The organism is Syntrophobotulus glycolicus DSM 8271, assembly GCF_000190635.1.
Taxonomy (GTDB): domain Bacteria; phylum Bacillota; class Desulfitobacteriia; order Desulfitobacteriales; family Syntrophobotulaceae; genus Syntrophobotulus; species Syntrophobotulus glycolicus.
This window is the reverse complement of record NC_015172.1, coordinates 1,516,490-1,531,139: the sequence shown is the minus strand read 5'-3', so window position 1 is coordinate 1,531,139 and position 14,650 is coordinate 1,516,490. Positions and strand designations below refer to the sequence as shown.

Genomic DNA, 14,650 nt, shown 5'->3' with positions numbered 1-14,650 from the left:
ATTCATGGCAAAGGGCAAAAAAAAGCTGTTATTTGTCGGTAGAGGCGCCAGCGGCGGCAATCAGCCCGCTGACGGCGGCGAATATGGTGCGCGGCGGGTTCTGAGTATGGTTCAGCATTCTATGCGGCAGGAAAACATTGATTACCTATTCTTAAAAAAACCCAATACAGTCAAGCGGATGATGAACATGGCCTTCAGGCAAAGTTACGGGCATACACCCCAAGCCGCCGCTCAGCTGAACCAGTTACTGCATTTAAATTACGATGCCGCATTTTTTAACGGGTCTATTTACGGAGATTATGTTAAGTCCGTGTGCGGCAAAAAAATAAAAACGGTTGTTTTTTACCATAATGTTGAGACTGTATTTTACCGCCAAAAATATCTGAGCTCCCTGCTGATGAGAGACTATTTTATGTATCTGTATATCAAACATAATGAAAGAATTTGTACGAAATATGCGGATTGCATCATTACCTTAAATGAAAGAGACAGCCGCGATCTTCAGCAATTGTACGGTCGGAAAGCTGACTGCTGTCTGCCGACCAGTTATCCCAGTGCCGATATCCGGAAAATCCAGTCAGCCGGCCAAAAAGGTTATTTTCTCTTTGTCGGCGGAAATTTTTTTGCAAATGTGGAAGGAATCACAAGTTTCATCCTGCATGCCCTCCCTTACCTTAATATTACACTTTGGGTAGCTGGCGACTGCTGTGAAGCGCTTGCCAAAAACCGGCAAGTCACCTCTAATCCCAAGGTTGTATTAAAAGGTTTTTTGGAGAATATTGAGCAGGCTTATATCGACGCCAAGGCAGTGATCTGCCCGATCTATTCCGGCTCAGGGATGAAAACAAAAACAGTGGAAGCGTTAAAATACGGGAAAGCTGTTTTTGCAACACCGGAAGCGTTTGAAGGAATCTCCGGTGATTTCAATAAAATCGGGGGGCTCTGCAAAAACAACAGCGCTTTTATTTCTGCTATCCGTTCCTGGCTTGCCGTAGACTCTCCCCCGTTTAACAGATATTCTTATGAGATTTTCGAGAAACACTTTTCCAATGCTGTCGTATTTCAGCGGTTTAATGAATTTCTTCATCAAATTATTTAACTGATCATGAGGATGATCAATCAGGAGCCGGCGAATGCAAAAAAGACTTTTGTTTGTGATGACAACTCTGCGGGCGGGCGGTATCGCCACCTCTCTTTGCAATCTGTTGCAGGAACTGGATAAAGACAAAAAAATCAGCGTCGATTTGCTCCTCTTCCATCCGGATGCCAATGACATCGAGGACCTGCCTTTATCTGTGAATCTCATGGCGGCAAATTCTCTGGCTGATCTTATTGCCATCTCTCAAAAAGAGTCTTGGGAAAAAGGAGTTCATCTCTGGCTGACAAGGTATCTTCTCGGCGGGCTCACAAAAGTATGTGGCGATACCCTCCCTTATAAGCTGATCTTTGCCTCCAACCGCAAATATTCAGGCTACGATTGGGCGATATCCTGCACTCAGTCAGCACCGCCCAACAGCCTCTATGGCGGGTGCAACGAATTTGTTTTGCATAATGTCCTGTCAAAACAAAAGGCAGCTTTTATTCATTGTGATTATGTCGCCTACGGGTTAAATAACCGCCATAATCATCACATTTATAAGAGGTTTGACCGTATCGCCGTTGTTTCCCAAAGTGTAAAGGATATCTTCCTTTCGGCGGAACCGGGACTGGCCGGGAAGACCACTGTCGTCAGGAATTGCCATAATCAGAAAAAAATCCTGACCCTGGCTGGAAATGAGCCGCTCGCTTACCGCAAGGATATCCTCAATATCGTGACCGTAGCCAGACTCAGTGAAGAAAAAGGACATTTTCGGGCCTTGGAAGCCTTATCCGTCTTAAAAAATGATGGACACTCTTTTCTTTGGCATATTGTCGGCGGAGGTACGCGTTCTTTCGAGAATAAGCTGAAAGCTCAGATCCGGGTACTCGGCTTAGAAGGATATGTGCAAATGTACGGAAATCAAAGTAATCCCTATCGCTATATGACAAATGCGGATTTGCTTTTGGTCCCGTCCTTTCATGAAGCGGCTCCCATGGTATTCGGAGAAGCTCAACTCCTTGGGCTGCCGATATTGACAACAGCTACAGTTTCCGCGGTGGAAATGGTTGCCGGCAGCGGAACAGGCTTTGTCTGCGAGAACAGCACAGGAGGACTTATAAAGGGCCTCAAAGGGGTTTTTGAAAACAGAGAGAGCTTAACAGCGGTCAAAAAGCGGCAGCTTTTCACGCGCCGGTACGACAATTCCTCGGCGTTAAATGAGTTTTATCGGCTCATCGACTGATCAATTACTATTTTTTACCAAATATGGAGTTAATCAAATGAGCAGTATTGTATTGAGGAAATATCCGTATGAATATGATGGACTCTCGGCTGACCGGCAAGGTTTAAGCCTTTTATCATGTTTTGGGCTTAGCCTGGCATCAGCTGCTCTCCTGCTTGGCGGCCTGTTCAGCCCGGTCTTTGCGCTGTCGGCATTTGTCATCCATGTCTGTATGCTTTTGTTCCTTACAGAACGAGACATGTTCAGCCAAATGGCTTTTCTATTGCCATTTGCCGCCATTTATAAAATTGGTGGCTTTCCAACCTCACTGTATACCATTTTGCTTTTTATTCTTGTCGCTGTGCTTGCTTTGAAAAGGAAGACAATCAGATGTACAACACTGTTTTCTGTGCTCATCCTCCTTGCGTATCTGCTTGTGCAATTTTCAGGTGATTTTCTGACCATAGTCAAGCTCTGCGCCTTCCTTCTGCTGTTTTTGCTGTTTACAGAACGCGCCGGCCCGGATTACCTCAAAAAGATGACCCTTCTATTCTCCCTTGGCCTGATCACTTCTTCGACTATGGGGCTTTTCAAAGCTTCACTGCCCAAAATCAATTATTACCTTTCTCAAGCTGATTCTCTGTATATCGACGGAGTGCTTTATTCCAGGTTCACCGGTTTGGTTTCCGATCCAAATTACTATTCGGCGGGAATTATGATCTGTCTTGCCGCCCTCACTGTTCTCTATCTTAAGAAAGAGCTAGGAATTGAATACTGGTTGCTTTTTATCATATTATCAGGATTTGGCTTTCTTACTTACAGCAAATCGTTTACGCTGTTCTACTCCCTGCTGGTTTTTGTCTCTGCCTTTACTTTGTTGAAAGCGGGATCAAAGAAAAGACGTTTATTGGTCATCATTGGTATTGCTATCGTCCTCTCAGCCGTTATACTTGCCATCCTTCAGGAACGGATTGAGCTGATCAACATCATGATCAGGCGCTTTCAAACAGAGGACGCGACAACAGGCCGCTCCGCGCTGTGGCTATGGTACATCGATTTTTTGAAGCAGCGTCCGTTCACTTTGTGTTTTGGCGTAGGTGCCAACAATAACATGATAAACGGCAGGGCAGTCCACAATTTTTATCTTGAAATCGTCTACCATCTTGGCCTGATCGGAGCGATCCTGTATTTGATACCGGTGTCCTTTGCTCTTTTTATCCGGCAAAGGACAAGCAAGAGAGTATTTTTTAACTATTTCCCGGTTGTACTGCTGATCATGATCAGCTTCTTCCTTAACGAGCTGTTTGACTACTACTTACCCTTTTACCTCATCTTTTGCTGGATGATCTTGAATAGGCAGCTGCCACAAGCCAAAGGCCTCAACCCCAATTTTCCCCCGACAGAAAGGAGATGATCTCAAAATGAACATTGGTATTCTTTCATTTCCCCATTCTTCAAGCTTTGGCGCTTCCCTTCAGCTGTTCGCCTTGTACCGCTCCCTTGAAAGACTGGGCGGAGATGTTGAGGTAATCAATTATCACAATGATCATATGCGCTGGGAAAGACATGCCGAAAACACCTCGAAAAAGCCGATAACAAGCCTGCTCCAGCCGCTGGTCAGAAAAATCATCCATCACAAAGGATACCGAGGCTTTTCCGATTTTGAAAGAACCATGCGGTTTTATCCAAAGCGTTGCCTCACCCATCCTTCCGGCCTCAGTCCCCTGCAAGCCCGGTATGATCTGTTGATCTGCGGCAGCGATCAGGTATGGAATACCGAGATAACCAATCATGATTACAGCTATTTTTTGGACTTTTGTACGGATGATCAGAAAAAAGCTTCCTACGCCCCCAGCTTTGGCCTGGAATCTTTCCCCTCTGCGACAGAGCAGGAAAAGATCGGAGAGCTGCTCAAACGGTTCCGCCACCTCTGTGTCCGGGAGCAGGCCGGACAAGCCCTTGTGAAAAGTCTTACGGGAATCGTTCCCCCTATTGTTCCCGATCCTACGCTGTTGCTGACCGGCGAAGAGTGGGCAGGTGAAGCGGCACCCCCAGTTTTTGGCGATGAGCGTTATCTCCTGTACTACACTGTGAAGGATTCCGAAGCCCTCTATCGGTTTGCCCGGAGATTGTCTGCCAAAACCGGCTGCAGGCTGGTTCGCATCGGGGGGAATTTTTTAAACCGGTTCAAAAGCAACACTGAGTTCTTTTGTGATGCGACGCCGAGAGAATGGCTTTCCCTGTTCATCAATGCTCAATCTGTCGTAACAAATTCCTTCCACGGAATTGCTTTTTCCATTAACCTCAAGAAAAATTTTTTCTTTGAGTATTCTTCGGATACCAATTCCAGGCTGAAAAATATTGTGGAACACTTTCATCTGGAAAACAGAAACTCCGCATTGGGAGAAAACAGCTTTACGGAGATTGATTACCGTCAAGTGGACTCTATTCTTAATCAGGACCGGCAAAGCGCTGTCCGTTATCTCCGAAACATGATCAAGGAATGGATATGAGCAGAACGGAAAAATTCATTAAAAATACAATTGGAGCGGCCGTCCTTCAGAGTGTAACACTAGCCGTCGGATTTATTATTCCTCACGTTCTGTTGGTCCATTACGGTTCCGAAGTAAACGGACTGATCTCTTCCCTAACCCAGTTCATTTCCTATTTCAGCTTACTAGAGGCCGGATTGAGCGGGGCTGTGGTCTTTTCTTTATATAAGCCGCTTGCCCAGGGACAAACTGACGAAATCAGCGGAATTGTTGCGGGAGCAAAAAGGTTTTACATCCAAACAGGCTATTTTTTTTGTATCTTCGTCCTTTTACTTGCTTTCTTATACCCTGTGTTGGTCTATGCTCAACATCTTACTCAAACCGAAATTTTTCTGCTCACCCTGATTTTAGGGACAAACGGAGCCCTTGAATTCTTTACCCTTGCCAAATACAGGTCGATATTGACTGCCGATCAGCGCACTTATGTCATTTCCTGTTCCAATGTAATTCATCTTGCTTTATATGCCCTCATTGTCTGTCTCACAGCATCCGGCGGGCTGAATATCGTTATGGTTCGTTTCCTGGCCCTATTCTCGATCTCTGTGCGCACTTTGCTGCTTATGTTGTACTGCCGGAAACACTATCGATATTTAAATTTTAACGCAAAGCCGAACACCGGGGCGCTCAAACAACGGTGGGATGTTTTTTATCAACAGCTCTTGGCCGCTGTGCAGTCAGGTATGCCGATCATTCTTACCACAGTTATTCTCGGTCTGAAATCAGTCAGCGTTTATACCGTCTATTATCTGGTGATTGGCGGCATAAACGGTATCATGGGCATCTTCACCAACGGGCTGTCAGCCGGTTTCGGTGATGTCATCGCCCGAAAAGAGACAGACAAACTGAACTCTTTGATCAGGGAATTTGAAGTGATCTATTATTTTCTGCTGAGTGCGGCTTATTCCGTAACGCTGGTCATGATCCTGCCATTTATCAGGTTGTATACCAGAAATATTACGGATGTGACATATGAAATCCCTTCAATTGCTTTCTTGTTTGTCCTCAGCGGTTTTTGCTATTGTATGAAAGCCCCTCAGAGCGTATTGGTCATTGCGGCGGGGAAATACAAAGAAACCAGAACACAAAGCACTGCCGCCGCTCTGATTATCACAGGAGGCGGAATCATTCTCGCCTTTCCCTTCGGCTTACATGGAATTGTCGCCGCCTCAATCCTTTCCGATCTTTATCGCACATGGGCGCTTTTACTTTTTGTCACAAAACACATTACCGCTCTCCCCTTGCAAGAATCCTGCGGGAGAATACTACGCGCCTTCATCGTATGTGCGATCACCGTACTTCCTTACCTGCTGTTTCCCTGGTCTGCCGATAACATCATCCAATGGATCATGCGGGCACTTCTTGTCGGCATCCATGCCCTTATTCTCGCTTTCCTGAACGTGCTGGTTTTTGAACCAAGGCAATTAAAATATCTTTTCAAGCGGATCCAATCTTTTTTTAAGAAAGAGGGAACGACATATGGCAGTATTTCTTCAAAATAAAGCACACTGCTGTGGCTGCGGGGCCTGCAAGGATGTCTGCTCCGGGGCGGCTATTGAAATGAAGGCTGACGAGGAGGGCTTTTTATATCCCAGCATCGACTCGTCCAAATGCGTCAATTGTCAGGATTGTGCGCACGTTTGCCCGTTTATTCAGCCGATCGCCCCGAAAGGGGCAAGAAAACCCAAAGCGTATATTGCCCGACATATCAGCTCTGAGGTTTGTCTGACAAGTACATCGGGCGGGGTATTTACAGCACTCTCCGATCACATTTTAAGATTCGGCGGAGCCGTCTACGGCGCAGGCTTTGGCAAGAGGATGACCGTTGAACATCAAAGGGCATTGACAGCCGCCCAGCGGGATTTTTTCAAAGGTTCCAAGTATGTACAAAGCAATATGGCCGGCATCTATGAACAGATAAGAGATGATCTGTCCGTGGGAAAGCTCGTGCTTTTTACCGGAACACCCTGCCAGAATGCGGCTGTAAAAAACAGATTGACGAAGACAAGCCTTTCCCTTTCAAGTGTAATTTTCTGCGACCTGGTCTGTCACGGCGTGTCCAGTCCGGTAATCTGGGCGGATTTTATCAGAGATCTGGAAAAAAGATATCATTCCATCATTACAAATTATCAGTTCCGGCCAAAAACAAGCGGTTATCTTTCTTCAAATGAGCTTTGTCACCTGGAAAAAGGATTGTCGGTTTCTTTAGACCAAACCTGGAATCAATATAATCCATTGTTCTACGCCGGAATCATCATGAGGCCGTCTTGTTACAGCTGCCCGTATGCCTGCCTCCCCCGCGTTTCCGATATCACAATCGCCGATTGCGGACATGTTGATCTGTCCGCACAACAGCTTGATCTTCCCAACGGGATATCTACCGTGCTGACAAACACAGACAAAGGTGCAAGTCTGTTGGCAGCCGTTTCTCCCTCGTTGCAATTGTACGAATCCGCCATCGCCGAAATTATGCAGCCCCGGCTGGAATCGCCCTGCCCGGAACCGTCTCTGCGCTTTGTGTTTTGGAACAATTATACCCGGAACGGCTTTCACTATGCGTGCCGGAAATATTTTGGCCGCTTTTACCGCATCAAATGCAAAAGCAAGTTTGCTCTAAAACGAATCATGCAGTATTGAGCAAAGCCCCCTTCAGAGGTGACCAGAAAAGATAAAGAGGATGGAAAATATGTCAATATTAATAACAGGCGGAGCAGGATATATTGGAAGCCACACTGTGGTCGAGCTCCAAAACGCAGGCTATTCTGTGGTGGTTGTGGATAATTTTTCAAATTCCTTTCCGGAAGCCCTCCGGCGTGTGGAAAAAATCACAGGGAAACGCGTCCCCTTCTACAAGGCGGATATCCGGGACAGATCAGCCATGGAAGAGATATTTCGTAAAGAAAAATTTGAATGCTGCATTCATTTTGCGGGATTCAAAGCAGTAGGCCAATCTGTCACAGCTCCCTGGGAATATTACGACAACAATATAAACGGGACATTGGCACTGATCGATGTGATGAGAAAGTACCGCACAAAAAACATGATTTTTTCTTCTTCGGCAACAGTATATGGAAAGCCGGCCTTTGTTCCCATCACGGAAGACTGCCCAAAAGGCAAAATTGTCAACCCTTACGGGCGAACCAAATCCATGCAGGAGGAGATCCTGGCCGATATCCAAAAAGCAGATCCTGAATGGAACGTCATCCTGCTCCGCTATTTCAACCCGATCGGCGCCCATATCAGCGGCCTGATCGGGGAAAGTCCGGTGGGTATTCCCGGAAATCTGGTGCCCTATATCGCTCAAGTAGCTGTCAGAAGGCTGGAAAAACTGCTGATTTACGGGAATGATTATCATACCAGAGATGGAACAGGGATACGTGATTATATCCATGTTTCGGATCTGGCTGTAGGACATGTAAAAGCCCTGGAAGCCGTCCGGCAAAACCCGGGCCTGGAAATTTACAATCTGGGAACCGGAAAGGGATACAGTGTTTTGGAAGTTGTCCGATGCTTTGAACAGGTCTCAGGCGTTCCTATTCCTTGCCAGGTTGTAAGCAGGCGTCCCGGAGATATTGCCGTCTGCTATGCAGATGCCGGTAAGGCTGAACGGGAATTAAAGTGGAAAACAACCCGCAGCCTTGCAGATATGTGCTTGGATTCCTGGCGCTGGCAGCTCGGAAATCCCAATGGATATCATGACGCATGCTCTTGATCCCAAAAATGTTCCGGGATTGTACTGAATTATTTCTTATGCGTACATTTCCATTCCCATAATCTTTCCGCCTGTTCCCGATCCTCCTCCCTGTCGTGACGAGTTGAGATAGCCAGGCAGCAATAACAAACGACAACCACGGCAATGCTGATCAAAGCAAAAATATAAACCATACCAGACTCCTTTTACAAATTTTGGATTTATGAGCATATTGTACATCCTGGCTTATGAAAACACAATATTTCTTCATCTGAAGCAGAAAACCCCAATAGGAGGATTCTATCTATGCCGACACAACTATATAGAGAGTTTGATCTATGGAAAACATTGAATGTTCTGTGGAAAAAGGCCTGGATTATTATCTTGGGCACAGGCTTATCCGGAGCCATAGCATTAGGGATTACTTACTATTTTATGACGCCTTTGTATACGGCAAGTATTAAATTATATGTGAACAATTCCACTGAGCTTGCCGTTCAAATCACAGACAGCGATATGAAGGCATCTCAGTCTCTGATTAAAACCTATATGACGATCATTCAAAGCGATACCGTATTGGAAAAAGTGATCACTACGCTTGGATTGCCGCCTTCCAATGAACAGACCAAGAAAATCAGGGAAATGGTCAGCACAAATACCATCTATGATACCGAAGTTTTTGCCGTATCCGTAACAGCGGCCAATCCTGACGAGGCGGCGCAGATCGCCAATACAATTGCAGGCATTGTCCCGAATTATATTGGGGAAATTGTTCAAGGCAGTTCCGTGAAAGTCGTGGATATGGCCAAAGCTCCCACAGAAAAAGCGTCGCCTTCCCTGGCCCTCCATACACTGATCGGCCTGATGCTTGGACTTGTCTTGTCCATCTCCGGGATTCTTCTCACCGAGCTGCTGGATAGACGTATTGAGACAGAATCGGATTTAGAAAGGATGTTCAAGCTCCCCGTATTAGGCTCTATCACAGACTTTGAGCATGTCTCAAAACACGGCTACGCCAGCTACAACTATGAATTGTCTCATCAGGAAGGAGTGCAGATATGAGAGGAATCAAACGTCTGCTGAATAAAGGTCGGAACAAAACACCAGACATTGTCCGCGACAAGCTGAATATTCTGAACTCCGACTCTGCCTTTTCCACCATAGAAGAATATAAAGCATTGCGGACAAACATCACCTTCTGTCTTCCGTCCGGCCAATGCAAAATCATCGGGATTACCAGCGCAGAGGCTGAGGAGGGAAAAAGCATCACCTGTATTAATCTCGCTCTTGCCTTTGCGGAAACAAAAGCACGGGTACTCATCATCGATTGTGATCTACGACGGCCCCGGATATCCAGCCTGCTCAGTATGCCGGCATCACCAGGACTCAGTAACGTGCTGGTGAGTCTCAGCTCACCGGACGAGGTCATCCATACTATGAGTAACTCAACGGCCGATGTGATTTTATCGGGAGACATCCCCCCCAACCCCTCAGAACTGCTGGCTTCCGATCAGATGCGATTATTGTTGGAGCAATTGGCAAAAAAATATGACTATATTTTCTTAGACAGCCCGCCCATCAATTTGGTTACCGATGCTGTCATTTTATCCAAATGGCTGACCGGAATTCTTTTTGTTGTCAGAGCAGGCTTATCTGAAAAAGGGAGTGTAATCAATGCTGTCAATCATTTGACCTTTGTCGGCGGGAACATTTTAGGTTTTCTGCTCAATGGCATCAAAACAAAGAGCACCTCCAGCCGTTATTCTAAATATTACAGATAGAAGATCGGGCTGCCAGCCAGTAAAAGATCCGATCATTGGTTTTTAGGAGCGCTGACATATGATCGATTATCATTCACACATCTTACCCTGCATGGATGACGGAAGCCGGGATACAGAGGAATCTCTGCAGATGCTCCGGTTATCTGCCGGACAGGGTGTCGACACCATAATCGCCACCCCGCACTTTTATCTGTGTAAGGAGACGGTTCACAGCTTTTTGCTCAGGAGACGTTATGCTCATGAGCTGCTGGAAAAGGCCTGCCACAATGAATCCGGACTCCCTCAAATCATCCTGGGAGCAGAAACAGCCTATTTCTCCGGAATCAGCGTCAATAGAGAGATTGAACGTCTCTGCATTGCCGGAACAAGGCACCTCTTACTGGAAATGCCCTTTGAAACATGGTCTGGCCGTATACTCACGGAAGTCTGCAATCTTGCCTTAAGCAGGAGAATCAATCCGATTATCGCCCATATGGAGCGGTATATCGCAACAGAAAATGTCAAGGCCTTCCCAGTATTATTGCGCAATGGAGTGCTTATGCAGCTAAACGCTGATTTCTTGATTTCCAGGCGGACGCGAAAAACGGCCTTAACATACTTAACGCAAAACTGCGCCAGCCTGTTAGGATCAGATTCCCACAATATGACTACCCGTAAACCAAACATGGATAAAGGTTATCAATATATACGCGACATGCTCGGAGAGTCCAGAATAAACGAACTGGAAGCGCTCGGCAGAGCAATTCTTAACAGCCGGAAATCACAGGGCCCGTTTTAACCAAGTCCCTTTGCGGTCATCATCTGCACAAAGATCGGGACTAAAACAGGGTCAAACTGGGTTCCCGCTTTGAGACAGAGCTCATCCAAAGCCTCATTTACCGTTTTGGCCGGTTTATAAGGCTGCCGGTTGGTCATGACATCAAAGGCGTCCAAAATGGATATGATCCGGGCCAAAAAAGGAATCTCTTCTTCCTTCAGTCCCTGGGGATAACCCTGGCCGTTCCACCATTCATGGTGATATAAAATAATATCGGCCAGATGGGCAAATTCTCCGGAGGCGTGAGCAATTCGATAACCGATTTCGACATGTCTTTTTATCGCGGACCATTCTGCTTCATTGAGTTGGGATTTTTTTAGAACAATATCCCCGGGAATAGCGATTTTACCGATGTCATGTAGCTTTGCGGCCTGCAAAAGCTGATTCAGGTTTTCCCTGGAAAAATTCAGAGTTTGGGCGAACTCTTTGGCAAGCGACTCCATTCTTTCAAGATGTCCTTTGGTTTCATAATCTTTTTTCTGCAACAGTTTACCCAGGATTTCCGCAATGGCCCACTTGGCCTTCTTCCCTTCGATCAGTTTCATTTCATACATGAATTCTTCAGCTTGTTTTAACACTTCCAGTAAATCTGTTTCCCTGTCGGTCTTGGTCGCCACACCCAGGGATATACTCAGCAGAATATCGGTCTCCTGATTGCTTTTGCACGCTGTCCTGATCCGTTGTCCGATATGAAAAGCCGTCTCTTTATCCGTGTTCGGCAGGATCATCGCGAACTCATCACCGCCCCATCTTGCCGTAATATCATTTTTCCGGCAGGATTGCCGGATAATGAGGGCCATCCTTTTCAGCCAGTTATCTCCTTCTTGATGACCAAGCACATCATTGACGAATTTCAACCCGTTCATATCGCCAACAAGCAGAGAAATGGGCAGGCAGTCATTGTTTTTGCCCATCTCCAGTATTTTCTTATCGAAATAAGCCTTATTATGCAATCCTGTTAGCTCATCATAGGAAGTAAGGTAAGTGATGTGGTCCAGCCCCTGCTTAATCTCATCCTTTTGTTCTTTTAAAAAAAGCTGAATCAGTCCGATGGCGTTCAAAATTAAGATGATTTGGGAAACAATATAGGGGGCCATCTGGGGTATTTTTAAAATGCAGGAAGAAAAAACCGTATTGCTCACCCAGGCGATGTTTAACAGCCCTAAAAACAGAGCGAGATTTCCGTACCTGCCGGCGGATCTGATCATGGCTATGCCCACCCAGGAGGATAGGACATACACCGCAAAACAGGTATATTGAATCATCTGCAAAGCAGACCCGCTCCGGTTTGCGAAAAGAAAGATAAAAAAGAACAGCCAAACCATTCCCGCAGTGAGCAGCAGCGACATTCCGGCTTTGATTTTCAGGAAGATAAACGTGCCCCAGGAGATCAAAAGATTTGCCCAGAAATACGAGCTCAGACTAAGACCTAAAATCAGGCGGTTTTGTCTCAGCAAGTCAGGGAAAAAAGCATCCAGACTATAATTCAAGGCAATGACGGCCCAGCCAATAAACCACAGGCCGAGAAAAAGCCTGTGGTCAAACGTAAAGATGTAGGCGTACAGCATCAGCAAAACAGAAATAGCCCCGAGTGAGGCAATTAATAACAGGGCAGAAGTTTCCATAGTCGCTCCCATCAAATCAAGCCGGTTTTTAGTCCAATTTTATCAAATAAATTGCGGGACAGCCAGATCTTTTCTTTTCATCTGCTGTACGGGACCCTTTGATCTGTTTTCCTTGATCTGATGGAGAAGGCCTATCTCGCCCTTCTCGCCCGAATCCGTTTTTATTTCCCCAAATAAGAAAAATGCATATAATCATTTGACGACTTCCAGGCGTTACCGCCCCAGGCAAAGCCGTATTTTTGAAATGCTTTGACCACATCGCCATCCTCCGGGATGGAATAGGGACTCTTTTGGGGATCCCAAAAGGAGCCGGCTACAACCTCCCCGCTGCTGTTGATCATAGCATTCTCGTTCGGATTGAGATCAACAGCCAAACCCCAATTATGCTCCGAAGTATCATCACCGCGCCAAACATATCCCTCGGCACTGTATATGGGGAATTTCTCCCCGCCTTCAAATATTTCCTCAAATACCGAGCTGATCATATCCGCTATCGCTTTATTGACAGTCAATGTACACTTTGCGGGAGATTTCTCCCCTTCGGTGTTTATCTGCCATACATCGACCCTGATCTCAACCATATTCTCTTGCGCTTCAGCGGCGCTTTGATACATTTTATTGTCTGTTGAGCCAAAGACCAGAGCGTACTTTGCTTCATTAGACCCAAGCTCCCGCAGGAGATCTGTTGTCGTTTCCCGTCTGGAATTGCTTTGGTCTCCCCGGCTGCCGGCTGTATGAAAGATCGATGCACTGACCGCTCCTTCCCCGCCCAGAATGTAGACATTTTTATCGGATAGATTTGATGACAGATAACTTTTCGTCGATCTGCTCATATTGCCGCTGACTAAGACAATGGGAGCATTGATTTTTGCGGCATAACCGGCTCCCGCCAAAGCGTCGGCATAGTTATTTCCAGTTGCTAAAAACACATTATCTTCGCTGATCCCGGCTTGAAATCTTTTGATGATATTGATATTCCGGTCGTATTTCGTGGCTCCGGTTACCCGTTCCGGTTTGGCAAACTGCTCCGCTACCCGGTCGCTGATCAAATCCGGGCTGCCGACAACATAAGTTTTCCTGATCTTGTTTTTTCGGATAAAGGTCTGGGTGGCACTCCCGATGTTATTTTTCGGCACCAGAATAACCGGCATATGTTTAGCGGCGGCAATAGAGGAAATTGAGAGAGCATCGGCAAAATCTTCCCCCGTTGCGATCACGACCTCCGAAATATCGGTAAGTTGGTCTGCCACAACGATGGCTGTTTCATATCTGTCTTCACCGGCCAGCCGGCTTGAACGGATCTCCATATCCTGCAGCTCATCCTGAAGCTGAGCGGACAGCACCCCCTGGCCGCCGATCAGGATGACATTTTTTATCTTTAAATCGTTCAATGTTTGTTTTGTCACTTCAGGCAGGCATTTCTTCTGGGACAGGAGTATCGGCGCCCCATATTGTTTTGCTAAGGGCGCCGCAACCAAAGCATCGGGAAAATTTTCTCCGCTCACCAAAAGGGCATAGTCGGATTGTGTCCAACCCTCCCGGGCTATTGCGGCTGCCGTCGCGTAGCGGTCCTGACCGGCCAAACGGCATTCATTGCCGGCGGCATAGGTAAAGGCCGGCTCTGCCATGAACAATATTAACATAAGTGTGAATAAAGCGGTCCTCAAAAGCTTTCTCAAGTGTCGCACAAGATTTTCCCCTTCCCGCAATGAAAATAAAGATGATTTGAAGAAATGTTTTCAAAAATAAAAAAACAAGCATCTTTTTGAAGCATAGATGCTCATTTCACTCTCATCCATGTTTCGGCAGTCCGGCAATCCTGGCAAATCGCTTTAGACCCGTGACTTTGCGGCCCATCCTTTCGGAAGGTGTGCTCTTATCGTCATC

General features: G+C 46.3%; 13 protein-coding genes and 1 riboswitch. Of the genes, 10 read left to right on the top strand and 3 right to left on the bottom strand.

Annotated elements, in window-relative coordinates; genetic code table 11:
• The first annotated feature begins 4 nt into the window (after positions 1 to 4).
• From SGLY_RS07555 to galE, 7 genes are read left to right on the top strand one after another with little or no spacing between them, the layout of a single operon-like run.
• Complete coding sequence (locus SGLY_RS07555; protein ID WP_013624684.1) at positions 5 to 1,099, top strand: glycosyltransferase; 1,095 nt, start codon at positions 5 to 7, stop codon at positions 1,097 to 1,099.
• Positions 1,100 to 1,133: 34 nt separating this feature from the next.
• Positions 1,134 to 2,321 carry a glycosyltransferase gene (locus SGLY_RS07550; protein WP_013624683.1) on the top strand — a complete coding sequence of 396 codons (1,188 nt, stop codon included), beginning with the start codon at positions 1,134 to 1,136 and terminating at the stop codon, positions 2,319 to 2,321.
• Positions 2,322 to 2,358: 37 nt separating this feature from the next.
• A complete protein-coding gene (locus SGLY_RS07545; protein WP_013624682.1) occupies positions 2,359 to 3,714 on the top strand; it encodes an O-antigen ligase family protein in 1,356 nt (451 codons plus the stop codon).
• 7 nt (positions 3,715 to 3,721) lie between these two features.
• The gene (locus SGLY_RS07540; RefSeq protein ID WP_013624681.1) at positions 3,722 to 4,813 is read left to right on the top strand and encodes a polysaccharide pyruvyl transferase family protein; all 1,092 of its coding nucleotides are present in this window, start codon (positions 3,722 to 3,724) and stop codon (positions 4,811 to 4,813) included.
• A complete protein-coding gene (locus SGLY_RS07535; protein WP_013624680.1) occupies positions 4,810 to 6,351 on the top strand; it encodes a lipopolysaccharide biosynthesis protein in 1,542 nt (513 codons plus the stop codon). Before SGLY_RS07540 ends, SGLY_RS07535 begins: the two co-directional genes overlap by 4 nt.
• Entirely contained in the window at positions 6,329 to 7,486 is a 1,158-nt protein-coding gene (locus tag SGLY_RS07530; protein ID WP_013624679.1) for a Coenzyme F420 hydrogenase/dehydrogenase, beta subunit C-terminal domain, read from the top strand. Before SGLY_RS07535 ends, SGLY_RS07530 begins: the two co-directional genes overlap by 23 nt.
• A 49-nt stretch (positions 7,487 to 7,535) precedes the next feature.
• On the top strand, positions 7,536 to 8,561 hold the full coding sequence (galE, locus tag SGLY_RS07525; RefSeq protein WP_013624678.1) for a UDP-glucose 4-epimerase GalE: 1,026 nt from the start codon (positions 7,536 to 7,538) through the stop codon (positions 8,559 to 8,561).
• Positions 8,562 to 8,590: 29 nt separating this feature from the next.
• Here the strand turns inward: galE and SGLY_RS18135 are convergent, their stop codons facing one another.
• Entirely contained in the window at positions 8,591 to 8,734 is a 144-nt protein-coding gene (locus tag SGLY_RS18135) for a hypothetical protein (RefSeq protein ID WP_013624677.1), read from the bottom strand.
• Positions 8,735 to 8,846: 112 nt separating this feature from the next.
• Between SGLY_RS18135 and SGLY_RS07520 the strand changes: the two genes are divergently transcribed.
• Genes SGLY_RS07520 through SGLY_RS07510 form a run of 3 tightly spaced genes read left to right on the top strand, consistent with a single transcriptional unit; the run spans position 8,847 to position 11,099 of the window.
• The gene (locus tag SGLY_RS07520; RefSeq protein ID WP_013624676.1) at positions 8,847 to 9,602 is read left to right on the top strand and encodes a YveK family protein; all 756 of its coding nucleotides are present in this window, start codon (positions 8,847 to 8,849) and stop codon (positions 9,600 to 9,602) included.
• Complete coding sequence (locus tag SGLY_RS07515) at positions 9,599 to 10,321, top strand: CpsD/CapB family tyrosine-protein kinase (RefSeq protein WP_013624675.1); 723 nt, start codon at positions 9,599 to 9,601, stop codon at positions 10,319 to 10,321. The genes SGLY_RS07520 and SGLY_RS07515 overlap by 4 nt, the downstream gene beginning before the upstream one ends.
• A gap of 58 nt (positions 10,322 to 10,379) precedes the next feature.
• Positions 10,380 to 11,099: a CpsB/CapC family capsule biosynthesis tyrosine phosphatase gene (locus tag SGLY_RS07510; RefSeq protein ID WP_013624674.1), complete on the top strand. Its 720-nt coding sequence runs from the start codon at positions 10,380 to 10,382 to the stop codon at positions 11,097 to 11,099.
• On the opposite strand, the gene SGLY_RS07505 is transcribed toward SGLY_RS07510, so the two are convergent.
• Together SGLY_RS07505 and SGLY_RS07500 are read right to left on the bottom strand one after the other, a co-directional pair.
• Complete coding sequence (locus SGLY_RS07505; protein ID WP_013624673.1) at positions 11,096 to 12,763, bottom strand: bifunctional diguanylate cyclase/phosphohydrolase; 1,668 nt, start codon at positions 12,761 to 12,763, stop codon at positions 11,096 to 11,098. The two genes, SGLY_RS07510 and SGLY_RS07505, sit on opposite strands and share 4 nt — an antisense overlap.
• A gap of 161 nt (positions 12,764 to 12,924) precedes the next feature.
• Positions 12,925 to 14,451 (bottom strand): cell wall-binding repeat-containing protein, encoded by a 1,527-nt coding sequence (locus SGLY_RS07500; RefSeq protein WP_013624672.1) that lies wholly within the window; start codon positions 14,449 to 14,451, stop codon positions 12,925 to 12,927.
• Between the two features lie 113 nt (positions 14,452 to 14,564).
• A riboswitch (cyclic di-GMP riboswitch) is annotated at positions 14,565 to 14,648 on the bottom strand.
• Positions 14,649 to 14,650: the final 2 nt, after the last annotated feature.

Bases quoted from the DNA above. Each gene is read 5' to 3' on its own strand.
- SGLY_RS18135 (WP_013624677.1), bottom strand. From the start codon at position 8,734: ATGGTTTATATTTTTGCTTTGATCAGCATTGCCGTGGTTGTCGTTTGT.
- galE (WP_013624678.1), top strand. From the start codon at position 7,536: ATGTCAATATTAATAACAGGCGGAGCAGGATATATTGGAAGCCACACT.
- SGLY_RS07515 (WP_013624675.1), top strand. From the start codon at position 9,599: ATGAGAGGAATCAAACGTCTGCTGAATAAAGGTCGGAACAAAACACCA.
- SGLY_RS07520 (WP_013624676.1), top strand. From the start codon at position 8,847: ATGCCGACACAACTATATAGAGAGTTTGATCTATGGAAAACATTGAAT.
- SGLY_RS07545 (WP_013624682.1), top strand. From the start codon at position 2,359: ATGAGCAGTATTGTATTGAGGAAATATCCGTATGAATATGATGGACTC.
- SGLY_RS07510 (WP_013624674.1), top strand. From the start codon at position 10,380: ATGATCGATTATCATTCACACATCTTACCCTGCATGGATGACGGAAGC.
- SGLY_RS07530 (WP_013624679.1), top strand. From the start codon at position 6,329: ATGGCAGTATTTCTTCAAAATAAAGCACACTGCTGTGGCTGCGGGGCC.
- SGLY_RS07505 (WP_013624673.1), bottom strand. From the start codon at position 12,763: ATGGAAACTTCTGCCCTGTTATTAATTGCCTCACTCGGGGCTATTTCT.
- SGLY_RS07540 (WP_013624681.1), top strand. From the start codon at position 3,722: ATGAACATTGGTATTCTTTCATTTCCCCATTCTTCAAGCTTTGGCGCT.
- SGLY_RS07535 (WP_013624680.1), top strand. From the start codon at position 4,810: ATGAGCAGAACGGAAAAATTCATTAAAAATACAATTGGAGCGGCCGTC.
- SGLY_RS07550 (WP_013624683.1), top strand. From the start codon at position 1,134: ATGCAAAAAAGACTTTTGTTTGTGATGACAACTCTGCGGGCGGGCGGT.
- SGLY_RS07555 (WP_013624684.1), top strand. From the start codon at position 5: ATGGCAAAGGGCAAAAAAAAGCTGTTATTTGTCGGTAGAGGCGCCAGC.